This window comes from Gordonia sp. NPDC003424, assembly GCF_053588655.1.
Map to the genome: position 1 here is coordinate 1 of NZ_JBSFQJ010000034.1, position 20,589 is coordinate 20,589.

Consider the following 20,589-nt stretch of genomic DNA (forward strand, 5'->3'; position numbering starts at 1 on the left):
CGCGTCGCCGCCAGCCGCGACCTCTGCTACGGCTTCCTCGACCACACCGGACTTTCTTTGTGACCAGCACTCACTGTATTACCGAAACATCTTTAGGCGACCTACTCGCTGAACTCCGCACGCACCTCCACCGTCGCCCGATACCACCGTGCGACATAGTTGTTGGTCAGCAGGTGAGGGTGCATCGGGACGTAGTCGACGAACCAACCGCTCAACCCATCCCAATCGTGATGGTCGCCGCGAGGCACCAGCGTCCAGCCCAGTTCGGCAAGCGTCCAGTGCGCCTTGGCCGAGTTGCGCAGCATCGACGTGCACACCCAGTTGGACTCGTCGTCGGCGCCGCCCCGGGTGACGGGGAGGATGTGGTCGATGCTCGGGGAGAGTTCCCAGAAGGCGTTGTGTGTCTCTGCCATGTCGAGGGTGGGGTGGACGGGGAAATCGGCCGGGAAGATCACCGACAACGCACGCAGCACACCTGGATTGACGAGTCGCACACCGAAGTAGCGGTCGATGAAGCCGTCGCGGTAGAACACCCGCAGTGACTCTCGGGCGGTGTAGCGATGGGAGGCCGCGGGCTCGGCCTCGAACGGGTAATCGGAGCGCAGAATGTGACGGGCGTTGTCGAACTCGTCGGAGTTCAGCTCCGCGCAGACGTGGGCGAGGACACCGGCCCTGTTGTCGACGGTCCCGTCCGGTGGGTGTTGACTGGCGCCCGTTGTCACGGGGCGAGTCTATCGGCCGACCGTCAAGGCACTGACGGGGAGCGATTCCTGGATCACTTTGCCAACGGCAGCAAGTGCGTGACGACCTTCTCCCAAGTCTCGAACCCTGGTTGGCCGAAGTGAATGTGCATCCCTTGCGGCATCAGGTCCACGCCGCGTGCCGTCCGGTCATCGATGATGTAATCGCCGGCGTTCAGATTCTTGTGATGCGACAAGATGAGTCGTTTGTACGCGGGCGAGTCCTCCCCCCAACCGAGGTGCATCTTCACCCAGAGCAGTTTCTCGGTCCAGGCGAGCGGGTTGTCCCACGGGGCGGTCGACAGAATGTAGGTGTCGAACACGTCCGACAACTGGCGGTACGCCTCGATCGCGCCCTCCATCGGATCCATCAGGGAGAAGATCCCAGGCACGTTGTCGAGCTTGCCTTCAAACTCGTGTTGCTCTGCCTCGCTCAACTTGTCGATCCCGGACTGGAAGTCGACGAGAGTGTTGTCCATGTCGACGTAAAGGATCTTCTTCGTTGATTTTCCTGCAACGGTTTCGGTCATCGTCGTGCCTTTCTTGATCGTGAATGGACGAATACGGTGATGGTCTCACCGGCGGTCTACACCGTCACCGCTTCGCCCGGAACCAGTCGACGATGAATCTCCGGTAGGCCGACGTCGATGAAGGCGAACCAGTGGTGCAGCCCGGCGAAGAAGCGGTCGCGGCTGAACGTTTCGGCGTCGATCAGGTGTGCGGCGTAGAGGTCGCTCCGGTCGAGCACCAGTTGGATGTCGGGCCACGCAGCTGCCATGTCGGTGACGATGCTCTCGGCGTGGTGCCGATCGGTGACGTTGCTCGCGATCCGCGCGAAGATGTCGATGCGCGGCGCGTATGGGGAGACGCCGATCGACGACGTGATCTGCGTGGTCGGCAGCGGAATCGTCGCGTCGCGGTTGACGTCGAACGCGCCGCCCGCGTAGGTCTCCAACTCGTCGAGCAGGAGTGTGCGGAGCCGATCGGGACCGAGGTGGTCGGAGTCGACCGACGGCGACTCGTCGGTCCTCGGCTGCCCGAGGCCGGCCAGGAACGACGGATCGGGCACCGACCAGATCTGCTGAAGCGTGCGCACCACCAGGCCCGCGATCTCGTCACGCAGGCTCAAAGGGTGTTCGGAGATGAACCGACCGTCGGGGAGCTTCACCCAGCCCGGTCTCACGAGCGTCTCGGACTGTGCACCGGCGTCGCAGGCGACGGTGCACCGGACGATCTGGCCGTCGCGACGTCCGATCCGGATCGCGAACGGAGCCGATTCGCGGTCACCCTGTGCGGGCCTGACGAAGACGGTGTCGTCTGATGCCATCGTCGCCACACGATCGGCGAGTGTGGTCCGGAATCGGCCCCAGGCGGCGTCGACGGATGCATCGAGATCGAAGTCGGACATGACTTCTCCCCTCTGTCGGCACGTTCGCAGGCCGCCTCGACGGCGGTGGAAACGCGCAGGAATCCTGAAATGACGGCTCCGAAAGCGGAGCGTGGTGGCCTCACCGGAAGCGGGAGGATCACCTGACACCTGCAGGATACGAGAGGGGTCCGACAGAAATCCGCAACTGCTCATGTGGAACCGATCATCCGGCGGTTACGTCGAACCGACCATGGGCGACAAGAACCTGCGATGAACCGGTCTCAATTGCGGCAGAGTCGGCGCCGACGGCGAGCGATTTGTCTAGTGCGCACTTGCCTTGAATGGCAACCCCGCACTGGACTAGCTTGATGGCAAGACGTAGGGAGGTACTCGCCAAGATCGCGACGGCAGCCGATGCGGCCGGAGTCGACTGGAAGCCGCTTCGCGAGGGAGCAAATCACTCGGTGTAGCAACTCGGTACGCAGGGGAGACCGATAGTCATCGGACGGCATGCCGAGTTTGGGGTTCGGTACGCCGAGACTGTGTACCGGCAGTGCGAGGAGACCTTTGGGAAGGGCTGGTGGCGACGATGAAAACGATAAGCGCACAGGCGCACCGAGACGGACGATTCTGGCTTGTTCATGTCCCGGAACTCGGGCAGTACACGCAAGGTCGCAACTTGGCGGAGGCGCGAGAGATGGCTCGCGATCTGGCGGCCACTGTGCTCGAGATCCCGCTTGACGATGTCGAACTGGTGCGATTCGACATCATGCTTCCGGAGGACGTTGTTGCCCAGCTCCGTCGTGCCGAAGAATTGCGGGCAGAGTCGCAGCGCACGAATCGTGAGGCTGCCCTGGCGCTTCGGACTGCCGCGCAAACCCTGCGCGAGAACGGGCTGACCATTCGGGACATCGGTGCCGCCCTGGACGTCAGCCACCAGCGTGCTGCGCAACTACTCGATGATCGCGTTGCTGCACAGTCGGGTCTCGAGACGTAAGGACGATCGCACGGCGAGCCGATGCGTGCGCTCCGATCGAACCCGCGAACCTCAACCCCCCACCCGATCCGCCAACTCAGCCGCCGGCATGAACGCCGCCGCATGCGTCGCCGCCCACGCCCCGACGGACGTTCCCGGCCGCCCGGTCAGCGACGGCACCCCGTCGGCCACCTCCGCGAATCCCCCCGCCCGCATCAGGGCGAACGCACCGGACAACTGCGCGGCAAGCCAGTCGGGCAGCCCGGCGCCACTGAACCGCGGTGCCGCCTGTTCCGGCGTGAGGTCGTCGAACACGATCTCGCGTCCGGTCGCCGCCGACAGCGCGGCGGCGACCTCCACAAAGGTGACGGCCTCGGGTCCGGTGAGCTCGTAGCCGGACCGCAGCGGGCCGTCGGCCAGCAACCCCGCAGCCGCGCAGGCGGCCACGTCGCGGACGTCGATCATCGCGGCGTGGGCACCCGCGGTCGGGGAGGCCAGATGACCGGTGGCGGCGACGCCGGGCGCCACCATGAGCAGGTTGTCCAGGAAGAACGCCGGTCGCAGCAGAGTGTATGGCACACCGCAGCGTTCGAGCTCCGTGTCGATGCGCGCATGCCAGTCGAAGGCCGGTAGCGCAGAACCGATCTCGGCGTGCAGCGCCGACAATCGAACGATGCGCCCGACCCCGGTGAGGGCCGCGGCGGCGATCACCGTCGTCTCGTGGGCCACCTTGTCCGGGCCGTCGGCCGAGGTGAGGAACAGGCGGTCGACGCCACGCAGAGCCGCCGTGACGCTCGCCTCGTCGGCGAAGTCGCCGATCGCCATTTCGACGGCTCCGGTGTGCCATTCCGCCGGCGCTCGTTGTGGGTCCCGGACCAGCACGCGTGGCCGGATTCCCGCGGCGAGGAGTTCGGCGACGAGATGTCGACCGACACGACCGGTGGCGCCGCAGATCAGGATGGTGTTCATGAGTGATTCCCTTCGGTGATGGGTGTGATGTGGTGGGACGGCCGGAAGAGGTCGTCCGGATCCCAGTCGGACTTGATCCGTCGGAGTCGGCGAAAGTTGTTGTGGGTGAATGCTGTTTTGGTGCGATCCGGGTCGGTCTGCAGGGTGAGGAACGACCCGCCGGTGGCGCGCCGACGTACAACGTTCTCGAGGTGGTCGACGCGCTGGTCCACGGCGGCGCGATCGGGAGTCAGATACGGTGCGACCGCCAGCATCGAGTACGGGGTGTCCCGGTGCCCAGCAGGTCCGGCATCGTCGGTCGGGGTGGCCATGGCTCCGCCCCAGTGCCGGAGTTCGATGAATGCGAACGGTGAATCCGGTGCTCCTGCTTCGGGTTCGAGCGCACTGTCGATGAGGTCGTCGTCGACGGTGTCGAAGAGGTGGACCAGTTGGCGGTGCGGCATCGGCGGGGCGTCGGGTCCGTTGGTTGCCGCGCCGGCGTCGGCAAACCCGCGGACGGCGAAGTTGTCGACCAGCGCGGGCCCGGCGATCTCCAGCAGCGGTGCGAGTTGTCGTCGACCGTCGGTCTCGCCGCACAGGGCGAAGGCGCGGATCGCCACGACCTGCCGTCCCCGCAGCCATTCCGGCAAGGCCGGGTGGGGCGGCAGCCGCATCAGCAGCGCCGCAGTGTTCATCCCGTCGGGTTCATCGGCCGTCCAGTCGCGGTAGGCGCGGAAGATGTCGGTGGCGCGTTCGACCGGGTAGAACGACATGCCGGAGAAGACCCGCTGCGCCGGGAACAGCCGGAACGTCAACGAGGTGACGATACCGAAGTTGCCGCCGCCACCGCGGATGGCCCAGAACAGATCCGGCTCCCGACGATGATCGGTCAGGACAACATCTCCTGTGGCAGTGACAATCTCGGCTGCAACGACGCTGTCGGCCGCGTACCCGAAGGTGCGCGAGAGCCAGCCCGATCCGCCGCCGAGCGTGTATCCGGTGACACCGACGGTGCCGCATCGTCCGGCAAGTGACCCCAACCCGACCGCGGCGGACGCACGGTTGACCTCACGCCAGGTGGTCCCGGGTCCGACGGTGGCGAGTCGGTGCTCGGGATCGATGTGGACACCACTCATCGTCGACAGGTTCAGGAGCAGACCGGAGTCGCTTGACCGCAAGGTGCCGTGGCCGGTCGACTGCACGTGCAGCGGCCAGTCGAACTCCTGTGCCGCGCGGACCGCGGCCTGTACGTCGGTCTTGTCGAGCGCCATGGCGATCGCGTCGGGCGATGCCTCGACGGTCCGATTCCAGCCCCACCGCGCGTCGTCGAACTCCGCGTGATGCGGCAGGAGAACCTGGCGACTCAGCCGTGCGTTCAACGCGGCGATGCAGTGAGTGTCTGTTGTCGATGTCATGACGACAGGTAACCGCGCCGGGGAGTGGAAACGGTTGCGCTGGGGTTGTGGTCGGGCTGTGGTGTCGACCTACCCTGGAAGGGTGATCAGCGTGCTCGGCGGCTTGCGCGTCGCCAACGCGGCAGCGGTGGCCCAGTCGGACTCGGGTCGACCGCTCGCGGTGGAGCGCAAAGCGCGTGAGCTGCTGACACTACTGGCATTGCACGCTCCGGCCGTGCTGTCGATGCCGGAGCTGACCCGGGTGCTGTGGGACGACCCACCCGGTTCGGCGCCGAAAACCGTGCGCGCGCACATCTCCCGGATTCGTGCGGCGCTGCGTGCCGCCGGCTGCGCGGATACCGTCGACACCGTCGGCCCCGGATATCGTCTCGTGGGCGACCTCGACGTCGACCGCATACGGGAACTTCGGCGACGAGCACGCACCGTTGCGACGAGCGATCCCGACGCCGCCGCCGGCGATCTCGCCGTCGCACGGCGATACTGGCGTGGCGATCCCGAGCTGCCGCCCACGGTCGCCGGTCAGGCACTGCTGGTCGGCTGGCAACGGGATCATGCGCAACTCGTCCGGGAGTATCTCGCGGCGGTGGCCGCCGGCTCGGATCCGGCGGCAGCCCTTGGGGAATTGGCCGCCATCACCGCCGCCGATCCCACCGACGAATCCGCCTGGGTGGACTACGTTGTGGCACTGCATCGTTCGAACCGTCAGGCGGAAGCCCTGGAAACGGTCGACCGGGCGCGTCGGGCACTGCGCGCGATCGGACTCGACCCCGGCCCGGCCTTGCGGGACGTGCAGGCCCGCGTGCTGGACCCGACGGGGGCGCCGGCACGCGCCACCGACGACGACCCTGCGCCGCAGTACACCGCCGACGGGCGAACCGCCTACACGATCCTGTCCACATCCGGACCCGATGTGGTGCTGCTCAATCCGGGGCTGATGACCATCGACGGTCTGCTCGACGACCCGCACGTGCGGCGGGCGCATCAGGGGCTCGCGGCGCACGCGCGGGTGGTCAGTCTGGATCGCCGGGGAATCGGGTTGTCCGAGCCGCTCGAAGGTTCGTCGCCGGCGCTCGACCAGTGGGTCGATGATCTGACCGGTGTCGTCACGACCGCAGAGCTGAATCAGCCTGTCGTCGTGGCCAATTTCGACACCGGCCTGATCGCCCTCGAATGCGTTGCCCGACATCCGACGATGTTCGCCGGCCTGGTCCTGATCAACTGCTTTGCCCGCTATCAGCGGGGCCCCGACTACCCGCACGGGCTCGACGACACCACCGGACGCCATCTCATCGAGGACGCCGTGGACACCACCCGCACCCACCCGGTCGGAACGGCCTCGCTCGTCGCGCCGACACTGGCCGGCGATGCGACATTCCGGGCGTGGTGGGACCGCATCGGCCGTCGGGCGGCCGGACCGGGAACCGCACGCATCATCCGTACCGTCGCGATCACCACCGATCTGCGGCACCGACTCCCCCAGGTGACGGTGCCGGTGTTGCTGCTGCACCGCAGATCCTGCACCAACGTCGACCCGGGTCACAGCAGATATCTGGCGCACCAGCTGCCCCATGCGACGCTGACGCTCGTCGACGGCGCCGACGCGGTGTGGTTCGCCGGCCCCGACGACGCGATCGACCACGCAGCCGAGTTCATCCGCACGATCGGCGGGCCGGTTACGTCGGTGTGAACGGTGGCCTCATACCTTTCGCAGGATTCCACCACCGCCTCGCGCGTCGTACTCTGGCCCTGACCCGGCCGCAGCAGACCGTACGGAGGCGACATGATCCAACCCGCCGATCTGCACACGACCACCATTGCGCAGGTGAACAATTCACGACCAGCGCGTGAACATCAGGCGAATCGATGAGCGGCGGGCTGGTCTCTCGGGTCTTCCGGCCGATCGTGCGGACGGTGAAAGGCATTGTGGCCATGAACAATACCGACGTTGTTGCGCGACCGATCACTGCCCAGCATCCGGTGATCTATGAAATCGACACCTGGCCATGGCTTTCCGGTCTAACCGCACAAACCGGACAACCCGTGGATCTCTCCTCCGTGCCGGCGCAACACTGGGATGCCATCGCCGGCCTCGGCGTCGACGCGGTCTGGCTGATGGGAGTGTGGCAGCGCAGTCCCGCGGGCATCGCCATCGCGCTGGCCAACGACGGCCTCATGGCCGACTTCCGGGCGGCGCTGCCCGACTTCGTCGTCGACGACGTCGTCGGCTCGCCCTACTGCATCCGTGACTACACCGTCGACCCGGCGCTCGGCGGACCGGCCGGCCTCGCCGCCGCCCGCGCCGAACTGGCCGATCGTGGCATCGGACTGATCCTGGATTTCGTACCGAACCACGTCGCCCCGGACCATCCGTGGACCGGCACGCACCCGGAGATGTTCGTCCACGGCACTCCCGAGGAACTCGCGTCAGACCCCACGTCCTTCGTCGACGTCGACGGCACCGTGCTGGCCAACGGCAAGGACCCGTACTTCCCGGCCTGGCCGGATGTCGTTCAGCTCGATGCATTTTCGCCCGCGCTGCGCTCGGCGGTGGTGGACACGCTGCTCGATATCGCCGATCAGTGCGACGGCGTCCGTTGTGACATGGCCATGCTCATGATGACCGACACGTTCAGCCGCACGTGGGGTGCTCGCGTCGGAGACCGCCCGGAGACCGAGTACTGGCCGACCGTGATCGGCGCCGTCCGCGAGACCCACCCCGAGTTCCGGTTCATCGCCGAAGCCTACTGGGATCTCGAATGGTCCTTGCAGCAACAAGGTTTCGACTTCTGCTACGACAAACGCCTGTACGACAGGCTCGTCGAGGGGTCGGCCGACGCGGTGTACGGGCACCTGACCGCCGACCTCGACTACCAGAATCGGCTGATCAGATTCGTGGAGAACCACGACGAACCACGCGCGGCGGCGGTGTTCGATCCGGCACGCGAGCGTGCCGCGCTCGTCGCCACGCTCACCCAGACCGGCGGACGCCTGGTGCACGACGGCCAGCTCGAGGGCCGACGCACCCGGCTACCGGTGTTCCTCGGTCGCTATCCCGCCGAACCCGCCGACACCGAACTCGCCGAATTCCATCGGACACTGCTGGAAATCCTGCAGGACAACACATTCCGCAACGGCACCTGGGCGCTGTGTGAGCGGGAAGGTTGGCCGGGCAACGACACGTATCACGATCTGGTGGCGTGGTGCTGGGACGGCGACCGCCGATGGCTGATCGCGGTCAACCTCAGCGACGTGCCTGCCGACGCACACATCCGCGTCCCCTGGACCGACCTCGGCGGGCACACCTGGACGCTCGTCGACCCCGTCAACGACGTCACGTTCGAGCGCACCGGCGACGACCTCGTCAACGGACTCTATATCGCGCTGCCGCCGTGGCACTTTCACCTTTTCCGGATCGATCCCGCCGAGGAGTCCGCATGACCACGCCGCAGAATCCGAGAACCGCCGAACACGCCCGTCTCGCCCAGGCCACCGGCCGCCTCGAAGACGGACTGGGTGACGCCAACCCCTGGTACGAATGGGGGCCGTACCTGGCCGAGCGGGCCTGGGGCACCGTCCGCGAAGACTACAGCGCGGACGGCAACGCGTGGGACTTCTTCCCGCACGACCACGCCCGCTCACGCGCCTACCGGTGGAACGAGGACGGCATGGCCGGCCTCAGCGACATCCACCAGGAGTTGTGCCTGGCGTTGTCGCTGTGGAACGGTGCCGATCCGATCCTCAAGGAACGGATGTACGGGCTGACCGGGCCACAGGGCAACCACGGTGAGGACGTCAAGGACTACTGGTGGTACGTCGACGGCCTGCCGAGTCATGCTCTGCTGCAATGGCGTTACCACTATCCGCAGCGGGAGTTCCCCTACGGGGACCTGCTGGCGGAGAACGCCCGCCGCGGCCGCGACGACTTCGAATACGAACTGCTCGACACCGGTGCGTTCGCCGACAACCGGTACTGGGTGGTCGACGTGACCTACGCCAAGGCGTCGCCGACGGAGGTGTTCGCCCGCATCACCGTCACCAACCAGGGCGCCGACGAGGCCGAGATCGACGTCCTGCCCACAGCGTGGTTCCGCAACACCTGGGCGTGGGCGCCCGACGCCGGCCACCGCATCCCCGCCCTGATCCTCGACGGGGACACCATCGTCGTCGAGCACGACCGTCTCGGCGGCTACCGGCTCGACGCGGCCCCCGCCTCCGACGGCACCGCACCCCGAGCATTATTCTGCGACAACGAAACCAACACGGCACGGCTCTTCGGGTCGGCTCCCACGACGCGGTATCCCAAGGACGGGATCAACGACCACATCGTCGCCGGCGCCGACACCGTCAACCCCGCCCACCGCGGCACGAAGGCCTCCTGGTGGTATCACCTGCGGGTGCCGGGCGGCGGCTCGGCCGAGATCCGACTGCGGTTGTCCCAACCGGAGACACCCGACGAGACCGGCTGGGCGACAACGGTCTTCGACTCGGTGTTGCAGCGTCGGAAGGATGATGCGGACGAGTTCTATGCGGCGTTGGCCCCCGACGGCACCGATGACGAACGGATGAGGGTGCTGCGTCAATCGTCCGCCGGGCTGATCTGGAGCAAACAGTTCTACCCGTTCCGGGTCAGCCGCTGGCTCGACGGCGATCCCGGCCAACCGGCGCCGCCGGAGGGGCATCGTCACGTCCGCAACGACCGGTGGCGGCACCTCGACGCCAACGACATCCTCGCCATGCCCGACACCTGGGAGTATCCGTGGTTCGCCGCCTGGGATCTCGCGTTCCACACCATCCCGTGGGCACACCTCGACCCGGCGTTCGCGAAGTACCAACTCATCGTTCTCCTGCGGGAATGGTTCCTGCACCCCAACGGCGCGCTGCCCGCCTACGAGTGGAGCTTCGACGACATCAACCCGCCCGTGCACGCGCTCGCGGCGCTGCGGGTCTTCGTCATCGACGGCAGCCGCGACACCGAGTTCCTCGAACGGGTCTTCCAGAAACTCCTCGTGAACTTCACGTGGTGGCTCAATCGTGAAGACCCCGACGGCAACAACGTCTTCTCCGGCGGCTTCCTCGGCCTCGACAACATCAGCCCGATCGACCGGTCGCATCTACCGCCCGGAGTCAACGTCGAGCAGGCCGACGGCACCGGATGGATGGCGTTCTACTCGGCGGCGATGCTCAGCATGGCGCTGCTGCTGGCCGAGGAGAACCCGGTCTACGAGGACATGGTGGTCAAGTTCGTCGAACACTTCACCCTCGTCACCGGTGCGCTCGACGACAGCGGACTCTACGACGCCGACGACGGATTCTTCTACGACCGCATCACCGACCCCGCCGGTCATTCCACCATCATTCGGGTGCAGACGTTGGTCGGCGTCATCCCCGCCCTGGTCGCCGTCATGCTGCCCGAATACAACTCGGCCCGCGTCCGCCGACTGCAGAAGCGATTCGCGCGGCGTATCCGCGGCATCACCGGCGGCACCGACCAGACCTGGCGCATCCGCACGGATCCGTCCACCGGCCAACGCCGGCTGCTGCTGTCGGTGCTGACCGAAGACCAGTTGCTCCGCGTGCTGCGCACCGTCTTCGACGACGATGCATTGTTGTCCCCGTATGGATTACGGTCGCTCTCCAAACGATTCACCGCGCCGTACACGGTGCCCGGCATGCCGGGCGCGACCATCGACTACGAACCGGCGGAATCGCGGACCGCGATGTACGGTGGCAATTCCAACTGGCGCGGACCGGTCTGGCTGCCGATCAACTACCTCGCCATCCGCGCCCTGCTGCAGTACGCCGCGTTCTACGGAGACGACCTCGTCGTCGAGTACCCGACCGGCTCCGGGCAGACCCGCGGCCTGCGGGAGATCGCCGACGACCTCGCCGAACGCATCATCGGGATCTGGCTGCCCGGCGCCGACGGCCACCGCCCGGTCAACGGCGGCACCGAGATCTTCCGCAACGACCCGGCCTGGCGCGACAATCTGACCTTCAACGAATACTTCCACGGCGACAACGGCGCCGGCCTCGGCGCGACGCATCAGACCGGCTGGACGGCGCTCGTTGTCGACCTCATCCTCGACCCGCCCGGCGCCAGCCGGATTCTCGGTGACCGGCGGCCCGCGGGGTCGAGCCGGTCGGTCGCCGGCGTGGTGGATGGCTGACCGGTCCTCTGATGCGCTCGCGGATCTAGTCTGGATATACCGCCGAGCGATGGGAGGCCCTGATGGTCCATCTCGTCCACCGGCCACTGCGGCTGCGGGTGTTCGTCGTCGCGATACTCGTCGTCGTCGGAGTGGTCGCCGCGTTGCCGAGCGATGTGGCGGCGACGCCGGCGGACGGTCGAAACCCGGTGCTGCTCGCGCACGGATGGACTGCCGGCGGGCTGCTGACGCCGCGGGCAGAGGTGTTCGAACCGCTGACGGCAGCCCTGAAGGCCGACGGCCACCCCGTCTATTACGTGAATCTGCCCGGGGACGAGAACGTACGGAATGCCGCTGCCATCGCACGGGCGGCCACCCGGGCTTCCGCCGAGCACGGCGGCTCCAAGGTCGATCTCGTCGGACACAGCATGGGCGGGCTGTCGGCGCGCTACTACCTCAAGTACCTCGGCGGAACCGCCCATGTGGCGCACTACGTGTCGATGGGCACCGGCCAATACGGATGGATCGCGACCTGCATCCTGCCACCCGATCTCGGCGGACAGATGTGCCCGTACAGTCCGTTTCTCCGCGCGCTGAACCACGGCGACGACACCCCCGGCACCGTCGCCTACACGACTCTGCGGACCATCGCCGACGACCAACTCCTCACCACCACGCCGGACCGGCACCTCGACGGCGGTGCCTGCGTGAAGGACGGCATCGACGGCGGTCCCCACGCCGACGAACCCAGCAATCCGACCCTCATCGCACTGGTCCGACAGGCGCTGAACGGCACCTGCCCCGGCTCGTTCGTCACGCTCCCAGTCGCCAACTGACACCCTCGATGGAGCGGTGCCGGACCCGGACCGGCGATAATGGCAATCGACCGATCGACGAGGAGACACACGATGGCCGGGCACCGGATCTTCACCACCAGCTTCGCGAGCATCTACCCGCACTACGTCACCAAGGCCGAACGCAAGAACCACACAAAGGCCGAAGTCGATCAGGTCATCTGCTGGCTCACCGGCTACGACGAGGCGGGCCTACAGCGGGTGATCGACGACGAGACCGACCTGGAGACGTTCTTCGCCGAGGCACCCGAGATCAATGAGAACGCCTCGCTCATCACCGGCGTCATCTGCGGCCACCGCGTCGAAGACATCGACGATCCGCTCATGCAGAAGATCCGGTACATGGACAAGCTCGTCGACGAGGTGGCCAAGGGCAAGAAGATGACGTCGATCCTGCGGGGGTCGGTGGCGACGCGCTGACCCGCGCACGCGCCCGACGGCCCTGGGTCGACCGGGCGCCCTTCTCGGTCGAGTGGGCGCGTTCCGCGGAACGCGCTAGACGAAGAACAGCGCGAACCGGAGCACCAGCGCGCTGACGCCGAACACCGCGGTGCCGACCAACCAGCGGCGAGCAGTGCGTTCATCACGGACCGGGTTGCCGCTGCCACGGAGATAGACGTACGCGGCGATGAGTGCGCATCCCGCGGCGGCCGCGCCCAGCGCGAGGATGAGGATCAGCATCACGCCGGTGCCGGACAACCCCGCGTTCACCGCGAGACCAGCTCGTCTGCGTGCGACGCTGAACCGATGGATGAACTCCTGATGGTGATGGTGCTCGGTCTGGTGATCATCGCGCTTGCCACCGCGGTGGGGCCGCGGCTGGGGATTGCCGCTCCGCTGGTGTTGGTCGTCGTCGGTGTGGCCGTGAGTTTCGTGCCGGCGATCGGGTCGATCACCATCGAGCCCGAATGGATTCTCGCCGGAGTGCTTCCGCCGCTGCTGTATTCGTCGGCGGTGTCGATGCCGTCGATGAACTTCCGACGCGAGTTCGGGGCAATCAGTGGCCTGTCGGTGCTGCTGGTGGTGGCCAGTTCGCTGGTGCTGGGGTGGTTCTTCACCCTGGTCATCCCGGGACTCGGGTTTGCGTGGGGCGTGGCGCTCGGCGCGGTCGTCAGCCCCACCGACGCCGTCGCCACCTCGATCATCCGGCAGATGCCGGTGTCCAAACGGGTCGTCGCGATGCTCGACGGTGAGGGACTGCTGAACGATGCGACAGCACTTGTGTTGCTGCGCACGGCGATTGCGGCCGTCGCGGCATCGTTCTCGTTCTGGGGCACCCTGGGTACGTTCGCATACTCGGTGGTGGTCGCGGTGTTGATCGGCGCATTTGTGGGCTGGCTCAATCTCGTGGTCCGCTCGCGGGTCACCGACCCGACGGTCAACACCGTCCTCTCGTTCACGGTGCCGTTCTTCGCCTCGGTGCCCGCCGAAGCGCTCGACGCGTCGGGCCTGGTGGCGGCCGTGGTTGCCGGTATCATCACCGGTTTCCGTGCCCCGCGCCGACTTTCACCGCAGCATCGGCTGTCGGACCGACAGAACTGGCGGACCGTCGAACTTGTGCTGGAAGGCACCGTGTTCCTCACGATGGGCATCCAGCTCAAATCCATCGTCACGAACGTGGAACAGGATCATGCCGGTGTCGGACCGGCGGTCCTGATCGCCGCCGGAGCGGTCGTCCTCGCCGTCACAGTGCGGGCCGCCTACATCATTCCGCTGCTCGGCACCCTGCGCAGTCAGGCGCGTCGCCACGAGAGCATGCGCGGGCGATTGGAACACATGCAGGAGAAGATGCAGTCGCCGGAGGGCAAGCAGGAGGCCCTCGACCGGATGAACGCCCGCGGGCCGCGCACCGCGTCCCTGCGCGACCTCGACCGGTTCGCGACCCGGATCACCCGCGGACTGGCCGACATCGACTACTTCCGCCGCGAACCGCTCGGCTGGCGCGAGGGCATCGTCGTGGTGTGGGCGGGCATGCGCGGTGCGGTCACGGTGGCCGCGGCGCAAACGCTGCCGGACTACACACCGCAACGATCGGTGCTCGTGTTCATCGCCTTCGCCGTCGCGGCGATTTCGCTCGTCGTGCAAGGCGGCACCATCGGTCCGGTGGTCCGCCGGATGACGCCACCAGTCGATCCGGCCGCCGGGGAACAGGCCGAGGCCGAACGACATCGACTCATGGAGGTGATGCGGTCGAGCACGGCCGAGGTTTCGAGGCCACCGACATCGGACAATCCGACCCGACGCGAGCAGTTCGATGCCGAGAAGGAATACCGACTCGCGGTCCTCGCAGCGCAGCGATCAGCGCTGCTCGACGCCCGCGACGACGGCACCTTCGACGCCGACGTGCTGGAGGACGCGCTGGCCACGCTGGACGCCGATCAGATCGCCATCGAGATGCGGGGACAGTTCGCGCGGTGACCCCTTGATTGTTGTCGCGACAACAATCAATGTTGTCACGACAACAACTATGTGGGAGGTTCCGATGTATCAGTTCACGGCCGAGGCCACGATCCACGCTCCCGTCGACGCGGTGTGGGCGGTGTGGACCGACGTCGACGCGTATCCCGCATGGGACCCGCGCGAAGAACGCGCACGACTGTCCGGCCCCTTCGCTGTGGGCAGCACGATCGATTCGAAGCAGAAGGGCAACCCGGGCGGCACGGCGACCATCACCGACGTCGTGGCGCCGACGAGGTGGGTCGCGGTCAGCCCGCTACCCGGTGGCTCGCTGACGATCGGTCACGATCTCGAGGCCGCCGGCGGCGATACCCACATCCGCAAGACGTACACGGTGACCGGTCCACTGCAGATCCTGTTCCGGCTCTGGTGGGGGCCGAAGGTCCGAGGCGCCATGCCGGCGACCTTCTCGGCCCTCGAGCGTCGTGTGCAGGCCGCGATGTCGGGTCCCGATGCCTGAGCCGGTCGAACCGCGCGGACCGCACGCGAGCACCGGATTCTGGCTGCATCATGCCGCGCTCGCATGGCGATCCCGGGTGGACGACGCCCTGCGCGACACGGACCTCACGGTCACGCAGTTCACGCTGCTCGCGTCGGCGAACTTCCTGAGCCGCGACGACATGCTGCCGTCGCAACAGGAGGTCGCCGAGTTCGCCGGCGCTGATCGCATGATGGCGTCGAAAGTGGTCAGCGCGTTGGAGAAACGCGGGCTGGTCCGTCGGCGTTCCACGGACACGGACGCGCGCGCCAAGCTCATCGAGGTCACCGCCGACGGCGCACAGGCGGTGCAGCGTGCGGTGCGGGCCGTGGCGCGAGTCGATGCCGAGTTCTTCGGCGACAAGCGTGAGGAACTTCGGGAAACGTTGCAGCAGTTAGGGGTACGTCGAGACCGCTGACCGCGCGCGGCTTCAGTGTTGCTCGACCGTCCGCGCCAGAATCCCCAGTGTCGCGCGGATGCCGCCTTCCGGGATGATGGGGAAGCGGTCCTTGATCTCGGGTCGCACGCGGCTCCAGTCGTAGTACGCCGTCACCAGCGTCCCGCCGTCCCCGGACCTCAGGTGGTATCCGTAGCGATGATCCAGGGGCGGCTGCACCGTGCCGTCGATCGTCCATTCGATCCAGCGATCCTGCTCGAATCCGGTGATGACGACCTTGACGTCGTACTTGCCCATCGGCAGGTCGTTGAGCGACTCGCGGTCCATGTGGACCACGAATTCGTCGCCCACCGCGGTGACCCGGTCGCCCTCGGCGCTCTGCAACATGCCGGAACTGTCGATGGCGACGTGGCCGTCCGGCGAACTCAAGATCCCGAAGATCAGGTCGGGATCGGCGACGATCAGCCGTTCTATCGCAAAGCGTTCCTCCATGAGACCCACGGTAATCACGGTCGACGACGGTCAGCGGGTTCGGAGCGATTCATGTCCGCGACTGTGATTCGCGGATAACGGAACCGTCACCGTTGTGCGCGGGTCGGCTCACCACTGCTGGAATCCGACGTTCACTGTGGGGTAGGCCGAGCTGATGTTGGTGCTGATGAAGTAGTGCTCGGTGCGTGGGCCGGAGATGCCGCTCATGGCGGTGTTGGTGTTGTGTGCCATGTTCTCGATCTCGTAGTTGGCGGTCGGTCCGAAGGCGCCGATGCGGTAGGCGGCGTTGACGGTCAGGTAGTTGCCGAACGGGGACACGGCCTTGACGGTTTCGGTGGTGCCCGGTCGCAGGATGCGCTGGGGGGCGTTGATGAATTGTCCGCCCTGGCCGGCGGTGGCGCCGATCAGGTATTCGTTCTGATTGGTGTGGTTGGTGATGGTCATCGCGGTGGTCGGTTCGCCGGGTCGGGTGACGGGCATGGTGCCGGCGTGGGCGGCGCCGGTGGCGGCGAAGCCGATGCTGGTGGCGGCTCCGGCGGCGAGGATTCCGGCGGCGATGCGGCGGGTGGTGGTGTTCATGAGCGGATCTCCCTGTGGTTTCGGCCGGGGCGCTTCTCGTTCCGGCGACACCATTGACTTTGCCCGGGATCGTCGTCGGGCAAACTCCGCTGACCGGCGGATTCGGTGGGGGAATGAGGGGTCCACCGATTGGGGGACGGTCGGGGGTGGACGGTCGCACCGAGTCGTCGAGTGCGTCCAGGGTTGTGCTCACGGAGCGAGGGTGCGCCTCCCGATGGCCGCCGACAGCGCATCCAGTTCGGCGAGCACATCGGTGGCAGCCCAGATCCGGTTGCGCTTGCTCGTGGACAGCAGCTCGAGTACGCCGGCATCGGTCAACCGTCCCAGCGCGCGGTATGTGCTCGCCTCAGTGGTGCCCGTAATGCGTTGTGCGGCAACGGCGTCCAGGACGGGCGTCGCCAAGAGCGCATCGATGAGCGATTCATCAGCGGAGTTGGTCCGGGGTCGGACCCGGTCGCGCCACTCGCCGGGCAGTGTGGCGAGGGCGTGCGCGGATTCCATCGACGCGGCAACGGCATGTGCCGTCCCCGTCGCCACATAGTGGACGAAGGCGTCGACGTCACCGCGGCGATACTCGCCGAGCATGGCGAAGTAGCGGCTGGTGTCGGCCAGCATTGCCGACGCCAACGGGACGGTGACGTGATCCGTGAGTCCTCGACGGCGGAGCACCGCGCTGATCAACGCCCGCCCGATGCGACCGTTCCCATCGACGAAGGGGTGGATTGATTCGAACTGTGCGTGCGCGATCGCCGCCTGCGCCAGAATCGGCAGGTCGGTACGGTTGCTGAACGCGATCACGTCGTCCATCAAGGGGCCGACCATCTGTGGCGGGGGCGGAACGTAGAGTGCATCCCGGGGCGAATAGTCGCTCCCGCCGACCCAATTCTGCACGACTCGGAATCGGCCGGCGTCGCGTGACTGGTAGGGATCGACGGCCATCAACAGATGGTGTGCGCGCAGCAGCAGGTCGACGGTGATGCTGCCGGCGCCGGCAGCATCGACCATCTCGATCAGCGCCTGAACCGCAGCAAGCTGAGACTTGCCCTCGGAGTTGGCCTTTCCCCCCGCAAGCGCCCTGCCGAAGGCCCGCAGGCCGGGGTCGATATGTTCGATCTTCGACGACGCGATCGACTCGCTCCGAAGCAAGAAGTCCGCGAGCGGTGCTAGATGTGCACCGTAGCCTGCCTCGAGGCGCGCGACCGCGATCACGGCCGACTCATGGGCCCGTGCGACGGAACCCGTCGGGTCGTAGTTGAGATGCGCGATCATAGGCGGAACCGACACCTCGACCGAATTCATCATGCGATCGTCGCGCGATCCCGCCCGCCCCGAAGGGCGCCAGGGGTGGGTTTCGTTTTCACAGGATGGCCAACTCATGGCACTCCTTCCCGCCGGAAACCCCACCACCTGCTCTTTACTATACTTATACGTAACCAAAGTATATTAAGCAAGCTATTGGTTTAGCTTACTTCTGCCAGGCATCCCGAGGCCCTCGAAAGCCGATGCACCGCAGGACGAACAATGCGCCGGCGCACATTGCGCCGGCAACGAGCCGCAACCAGATCCGCAGTGCGACAACGGCGATGGTTTCGGCGAGTCCGCTGCCCGATACATCAGCCACCGATCTCGTGCGTCCGCCGTTCCCGACCCGACCGCAAGTAGACTGATGCCCACGTCCGGAACGGTTTCCACGCCTCGGAGACGTCGGCGACCGTGTGACCCGGGCCGTAGAGGTCGACGATCTCCGCCTCGAGTCGACGTTCGTGGGTGGGCACGCAGTCGGGCGTGTTCGCGCCGCGCAGCACGATCAGCTCGGACGCGAACGGCCCTATGCCCTTGATCTCCTGCAGTTCTGCGATCGCGTCGGCGGGATCGAGCGTGCGTAAGCGGGCGGTGTCCAGCCGACCGGCCAGGGCGGCCTCGGCGACGGCGTGGAGGTATTCGGCCTTGCGGCCGGGCAGGTCGAGGTCGAGGGTGGCCAGCGTGGCCGGGGCGGGGAAGGCGCCGTCGTTGCTGTGGCGCAGCGTGATGTCGGCCCGCAGTCTGGCCGCCTGCACGATGCGGAGCCGTTGGGAGATGACCGTCCATGCGGCGGCCTCGTACACCGAGTGAAAGCCGCAGGGCCGCAATCCCGGTAGTGACTGTTGCGCACGTCCGATGATCGGGTCGCGCTCGCCGACATCCGGCCACCGCCGAGCATCGATGTCCAGCGCGAGGAACCGGGCGGTCTGCTCGGCCGCGGCATCGAGATCACCGTCTCCGTCGACGACGATCTCCGCCGTCTGGCCGCTCTGCGCCACCACCACCGCCGCCGCCGACCAGTCGGCGTCCACCCGGAACACCGTGGACAGTCGGCCCGGCTCCTGCGTGCCGCGCAACGCCGAGGGTGTGAAGCCCTCCCAGAACTCGCGACTGGTGTCGAGCGACCACGGGCCGAGGACCTCGCGAGTGACGGTGGTGGTGGCCATGTCCAGACGGTACCCGCCCGGTCGGACAGTCACCGGTCGACATTTCACCTGACGGACGGCCACAGGTCGACGAGAATTCCCTGGACGACCACGATGACACGCACTACCCTTGGCGATCGACTGCCCAGCGACGACCATCGACACGGAAGGAGGCGGCACAGATGCCGGCGAAACACTCGTTCAAACGCTTTGGCGGCGAACGCTGCTGCCCACGTGATGGTTTCACGCTGAGCCGGCGCTGGATCGCCATCGACACCACCCGACTCCGCGCCCTCCTCGGCTGATCTCCGATGGACGGCGCACCAGCACTTCGCCGTCGTATCAAGGAGTTTCAGCCATGACCGTCTTCGTCACCAACGCCGCATTACAGATTCTGGCGCGCGTCACCTGGCAGCGTGCGGCGGTCTTGTTGACCACCGGGGTCGCCCGCAATGTCGAGGGCACGCCGCTGGTGCGGGTGGTGCATTCGCCGAGTGTCGCGCAACCGATCCACCGGGTGGTCGCGATCAAACGGGATGCCTACCGCCCCTACGCGGGCAAGTCGATGGACTCCTACGCCTCCACGGCGACCATCCTGCGCCGCGACCAATGGATCTGCGCCTACTGCAACGGTCCGGCCGACACCGTCGACCACATCGTGCCGCAATCGGCGGGCGGGCCCAGCACGTTCGGCAACCAGGTTGCAGCGTGCAAGTCCTGCAACGGATTCAAGGCCGACCGTACCCCACGGCAGGCCGGTATGGCCTTGCGTCACGCTCCGTTCGTCTACGACCCCTGGGCCGCGGATCAGAAGGAAGTGTGGGAGCTGTTCGCACTGGGGTATTCCACGAGTTGACCGAGCACCGGCAGGAGGGCCGCGATGACCACATCGGATGCGGACTTCCTGTCGGTGCCGCTCACGTTGTTGCTGCTGCCGACGCTCGACGTGGCCGGGGACCGTGCCGCATGCGCCGGTCCGGCCGAGGACCCTGAGGACTGGTTTCCCTTTCCCACAGAGGATTTCGGACACGCCGCAGCCGTCTGTGCGGCATGCCCGATCCGCGCCGCGTGCGAGCGGTGGGGCCGTGACAACCGGATGACCGGTGTGTGGGGTGGTGTGCGGCTCGTCGACGGGCGGGCTCGGTGAGGCACTGCAGTACGTCTGTTGCGAAGATCCGCACTGTGAGCGCCCTCCGAGGGGATATCGGGCTGTTGGGATTTGCGGCTGGCCTTGCTGGCGTGTGTCGCGCCGGGTTTATGGGGTTTGACCTGGGATGATGGGTGCATGGCG

At 66.8% G+C, this 20,589-nt stretch carries 22 protein-coding genes; 12 read left to right on the forward strand and 10 right to left on the reverse strand.

Features of this window, described 5'->3' with window-relative positions; translation table 11 throughout:
- Window positions 1–101: 101 nt before the first annotated feature.
- From ACWDTI_RS26835 to ACWDTI_RS26845, 3 genes are read right to left on the reverse strand one after another with little or no spacing between them, the layout of a single operon-like run.
- Window positions 102–722 carry an HNH endonuclease gene (locus ACWDTI_RS26835; protein ID WP_449741189.1) on the reverse strand — a complete coding sequence of 207 codons (621 nt, stop codon included), beginning with the start codon at window positions 720–722 and terminating at the stop codon, window positions 102–104.
- Between the two features lie 53 nt (window positions 723–775).
- The gene (locus ACWDTI_RS26840; RefSeq protein ID WP_449741190.1) at window positions 776–1,270 is read right to left on the reverse strand and encodes a 5' nucleotidase, NT5C type; all 495 of its coding nucleotides are present in this window, start codon (window positions 1,268–1,270) and stop codon (window positions 776–778) included.
- Window positions 1,271–1,326: 56 nt separating this feature from the next.
- On the reverse strand, window positions 1,327–2,148 hold the full coding sequence (locus tag ACWDTI_RS26845) for a TY-Chap domain-containing protein (protein WP_449741191.1): 822 nt from the start codon (window positions 2,146–2,148) through the stop codon (window positions 1,327–1,329).
- 658 nt (window positions 2,149–2,806) lie between these two features.
- Here ACWDTI_RS26845 and ACWDTI_RS26850 point away from each other — a divergent pair.
- Window positions 2,807–3,106, forward strand: a complete 300-nt coding sequence (locus tag ACWDTI_RS26850; protein WP_449741192.1) for a hypothetical protein — start codon at window positions 2,807–2,809, stop codon at window positions 3,104–3,106.
- A 51-nt stretch (window positions 3,107–3,157) separates the two neighbouring features.
- On the opposite strand, the gene ACWDTI_RS26855 is transcribed toward ACWDTI_RS26850, so the two are convergent.
- Together ACWDTI_RS26855 and ACWDTI_RS26860 are read right to left on the reverse strand one after the other, a co-directional pair.
- Window positions 3,158–4,054, reverse strand: coding sequence for an NmrA family NAD(P)-binding protein (locus ACWDTI_RS26855; protein ID WP_449741193.1), 897 nt, complete (start codon window positions 4,052–4,054; stop codon window positions 3,158–3,160).
- Window positions 4,051–5,448, reverse strand: a complete 1,398-nt coding sequence (locus ACWDTI_RS26860) for an FAD-binding oxidoreductase (protein ID WP_449741194.1) — start codon at window positions 5,446–5,448, stop codon at window positions 4,051–4,053. Before ACWDTI_RS26860 ends, ACWDTI_RS26855 begins: the two co-directional genes overlap by 4 nt.
- A gap of 82 nt (window positions 5,449–5,530) precedes the next feature.
- On the opposite strand from ACWDTI_RS26860, the gene ACWDTI_RS26865 reads away from it, so the two are divergent.
- The 5 genes from ACWDTI_RS26865 (at window position 5,531) to ACWDTI_RS26885 (ending at window position 12,868) form a co-directional block, all read left to right on the forward strand.
- Window positions 5,531–7,135: a BTAD domain-containing putative transcriptional regulator gene (locus ACWDTI_RS26865; protein WP_449741195.1), complete on the forward strand. Its 1,605-nt coding sequence runs from the start codon at window positions 5,531–5,533 to the stop codon at window positions 7,133–7,135.
- 353 nt (window positions 7,136–7,488) lie between these two features.
- Window positions 7,489–8,886, forward strand: coding sequence for an alpha-amylase family glycosyl hydrolase (locus ACWDTI_RS26870; RefSeq protein ID WP_449741196.1), 1,398 nt, complete (start codon window positions 7,489–7,491; stop codon window positions 8,884–8,886).
- The gene (locus ACWDTI_RS26875; RefSeq protein ID WP_449741197.1) at window positions 8,883–11,615 is read left to right on the forward strand and encodes an MGH1-like glycoside hydrolase domain-containing protein; all 2,733 of its coding nucleotides are present in this window, start codon (window positions 8,883–8,885) and stop codon (window positions 11,613–11,615) included. Before ACWDTI_RS26870 ends, ACWDTI_RS26875 begins: the two co-directional genes overlap by 4 nt.
- Before the next feature lie 62 nt (window positions 11,616–11,677).
- Window positions 11,678–12,430, forward strand: a complete 753-nt coding sequence (locus ACWDTI_RS26880; protein ID WP_449741198.1) for a lipase family alpha/beta hydrolase — start codon at window positions 11,678–11,680, stop codon at window positions 12,428–12,430.
- Window positions 12,431–12,502: 72 nt separating this feature from the next.
- Complete coding sequence (locus ACWDTI_RS26885) at window positions 12,503–12,868, forward strand: DUF2200 domain-containing protein (RefSeq protein ID WP_449741199.1); 366 nt, start codon at window positions 12,503–12,505, stop codon at window positions 12,866–12,868.
- 75 nt (window positions 12,869–12,943) lie between these two features.
- Here the strand turns inward: ACWDTI_RS26885 and ACWDTI_RS26890 are convergent, their stop codons facing one another.
- Window positions 12,944–13,159: a hypothetical protein gene (locus ACWDTI_RS26890; protein WP_449741200.1), complete on the reverse strand. Its 216-nt coding sequence runs from the start codon at window positions 13,157–13,159 to the stop codon at window positions 12,944–12,946.
- 36 nt (window positions 13,160–13,195) lie between these two features.
- On the opposite strand from ACWDTI_RS26890, the gene ACWDTI_RS26895 reads away from it, so the two are divergent.
- The 3 genes from ACWDTI_RS26895 (at window position 13,196) to ACWDTI_RS26905 (ending at window position 15,801) form a co-directional block, all read left to right on the forward strand.
- Entirely contained in the window at window positions 13,196–14,866 is a 1,671-nt protein-coding gene (locus tag ACWDTI_RS26895; protein WP_449741201.1) for a cation:proton antiporter, read from the forward strand.
- 64 nt (window positions 14,867–14,930) lie between these two features.
- Complete coding sequence (locus ACWDTI_RS26900) at window positions 14,931–15,365, forward strand: SRPBCC family protein (RefSeq protein WP_449741202.1); 435 nt, start codon at window positions 14,931–14,933, stop codon at window positions 15,363–15,365.
- Entirely contained in the window at window positions 15,358–15,801 is a 444-nt protein-coding gene (locus ACWDTI_RS26905) for a MarR family winged helix-turn-helix transcriptional regulator (RefSeq protein WP_449741203.1), read from the forward strand. The genes ACWDTI_RS26900 and ACWDTI_RS26905 overlap by 8 nt, the downstream gene beginning before the upstream one ends.
- A 12-nt stretch (window positions 15,802–15,813) precedes the next feature.
- Here ACWDTI_RS26905 and ACWDTI_RS26910 read toward each other — a convergent pair whose 3' ends face one another.
- The 4 genes from ACWDTI_RS26910 to ACWDTI_RS26925 form a co-directional block, all read right to left on the reverse strand.
- Window positions 15,814–16,272 carry a polyketide cyclase gene (locus tag ACWDTI_RS26910; RefSeq protein WP_449741204.1) on the reverse strand — a complete coding sequence of 153 codons (459 nt, stop codon included), beginning with the start codon at window positions 16,270–16,272 and terminating at the stop codon, window positions 15,814–15,816.
- A 108-nt stretch (window positions 16,273–16,380) separates the two neighbouring features.
- A complete protein-coding gene (locus ACWDTI_RS26915) occupies window positions 16,381–16,851 on the reverse strand; it encodes a hypothetical protein (RefSeq protein WP_449741205.1) in 471 nt (156 codons plus the stop codon).
- Between the two features lie 189 nt (window positions 16,852–17,040).
- Window positions 17,041–18,228: a Fic family protein gene (locus ACWDTI_RS26920; RefSeq protein WP_449741206.1), complete on the reverse strand. Its 1,188-nt coding sequence runs from the start codon at window positions 18,226–18,228 to the stop codon at window positions 17,041–17,043.
- 236 nt (window positions 18,229–18,464) lie between these two features.
- Entirely contained in the window at window positions 18,465–19,319 is an 855-nt protein-coding gene (locus tag ACWDTI_RS26925) for a DNA-3-methyladenine glycosylase family protein (RefSeq protein ID WP_449741207.1), read from the reverse strand.
- A gap of 161 nt (window positions 19,320–19,480) precedes the next feature.
- Here ACWDTI_RS26925 and ACWDTI_RS26930 point away from each other — a divergent pair, with 161 nt between their 5' ends.
- From ACWDTI_RS26930 to ACWDTI_RS26940, 3 genes are read left to right on the forward strand one after another with little or no spacing between them, the layout of a single operon-like run.
- Window positions 19,481–19,603 (forward strand): hypothetical protein, encoded by a 123-nt coding sequence (locus ACWDTI_RS26930; protein ID WP_449741208.1) that lies wholly within the window; start codon window positions 19,481–19,483, stop codon window positions 19,601–19,603.
- Between the two features lie 53 nt (window positions 19,604–19,656).
- Window positions 19,657–20,154, forward strand: a complete 498-nt coding sequence (locus ACWDTI_RS26935; protein ID WP_449741209.1) for an HNH endonuclease — start codon at window positions 19,657–19,659, stop codon at window positions 20,152–20,154.
- Window positions 20,155–20,178: 24 nt separating this feature from the next.
- Window positions 20,179–20,445 carry a WhiB family transcriptional regulator gene (locus tag ACWDTI_RS26940; RefSeq protein WP_449741210.1) on the forward strand — a complete coding sequence of 89 codons (267 nt, stop codon included), beginning with the start codon at window positions 20,179–20,181 and terminating at the stop codon, window positions 20,443–20,445.
- Window positions 20,446–20,589: the final 144 nt, after the last annotated feature.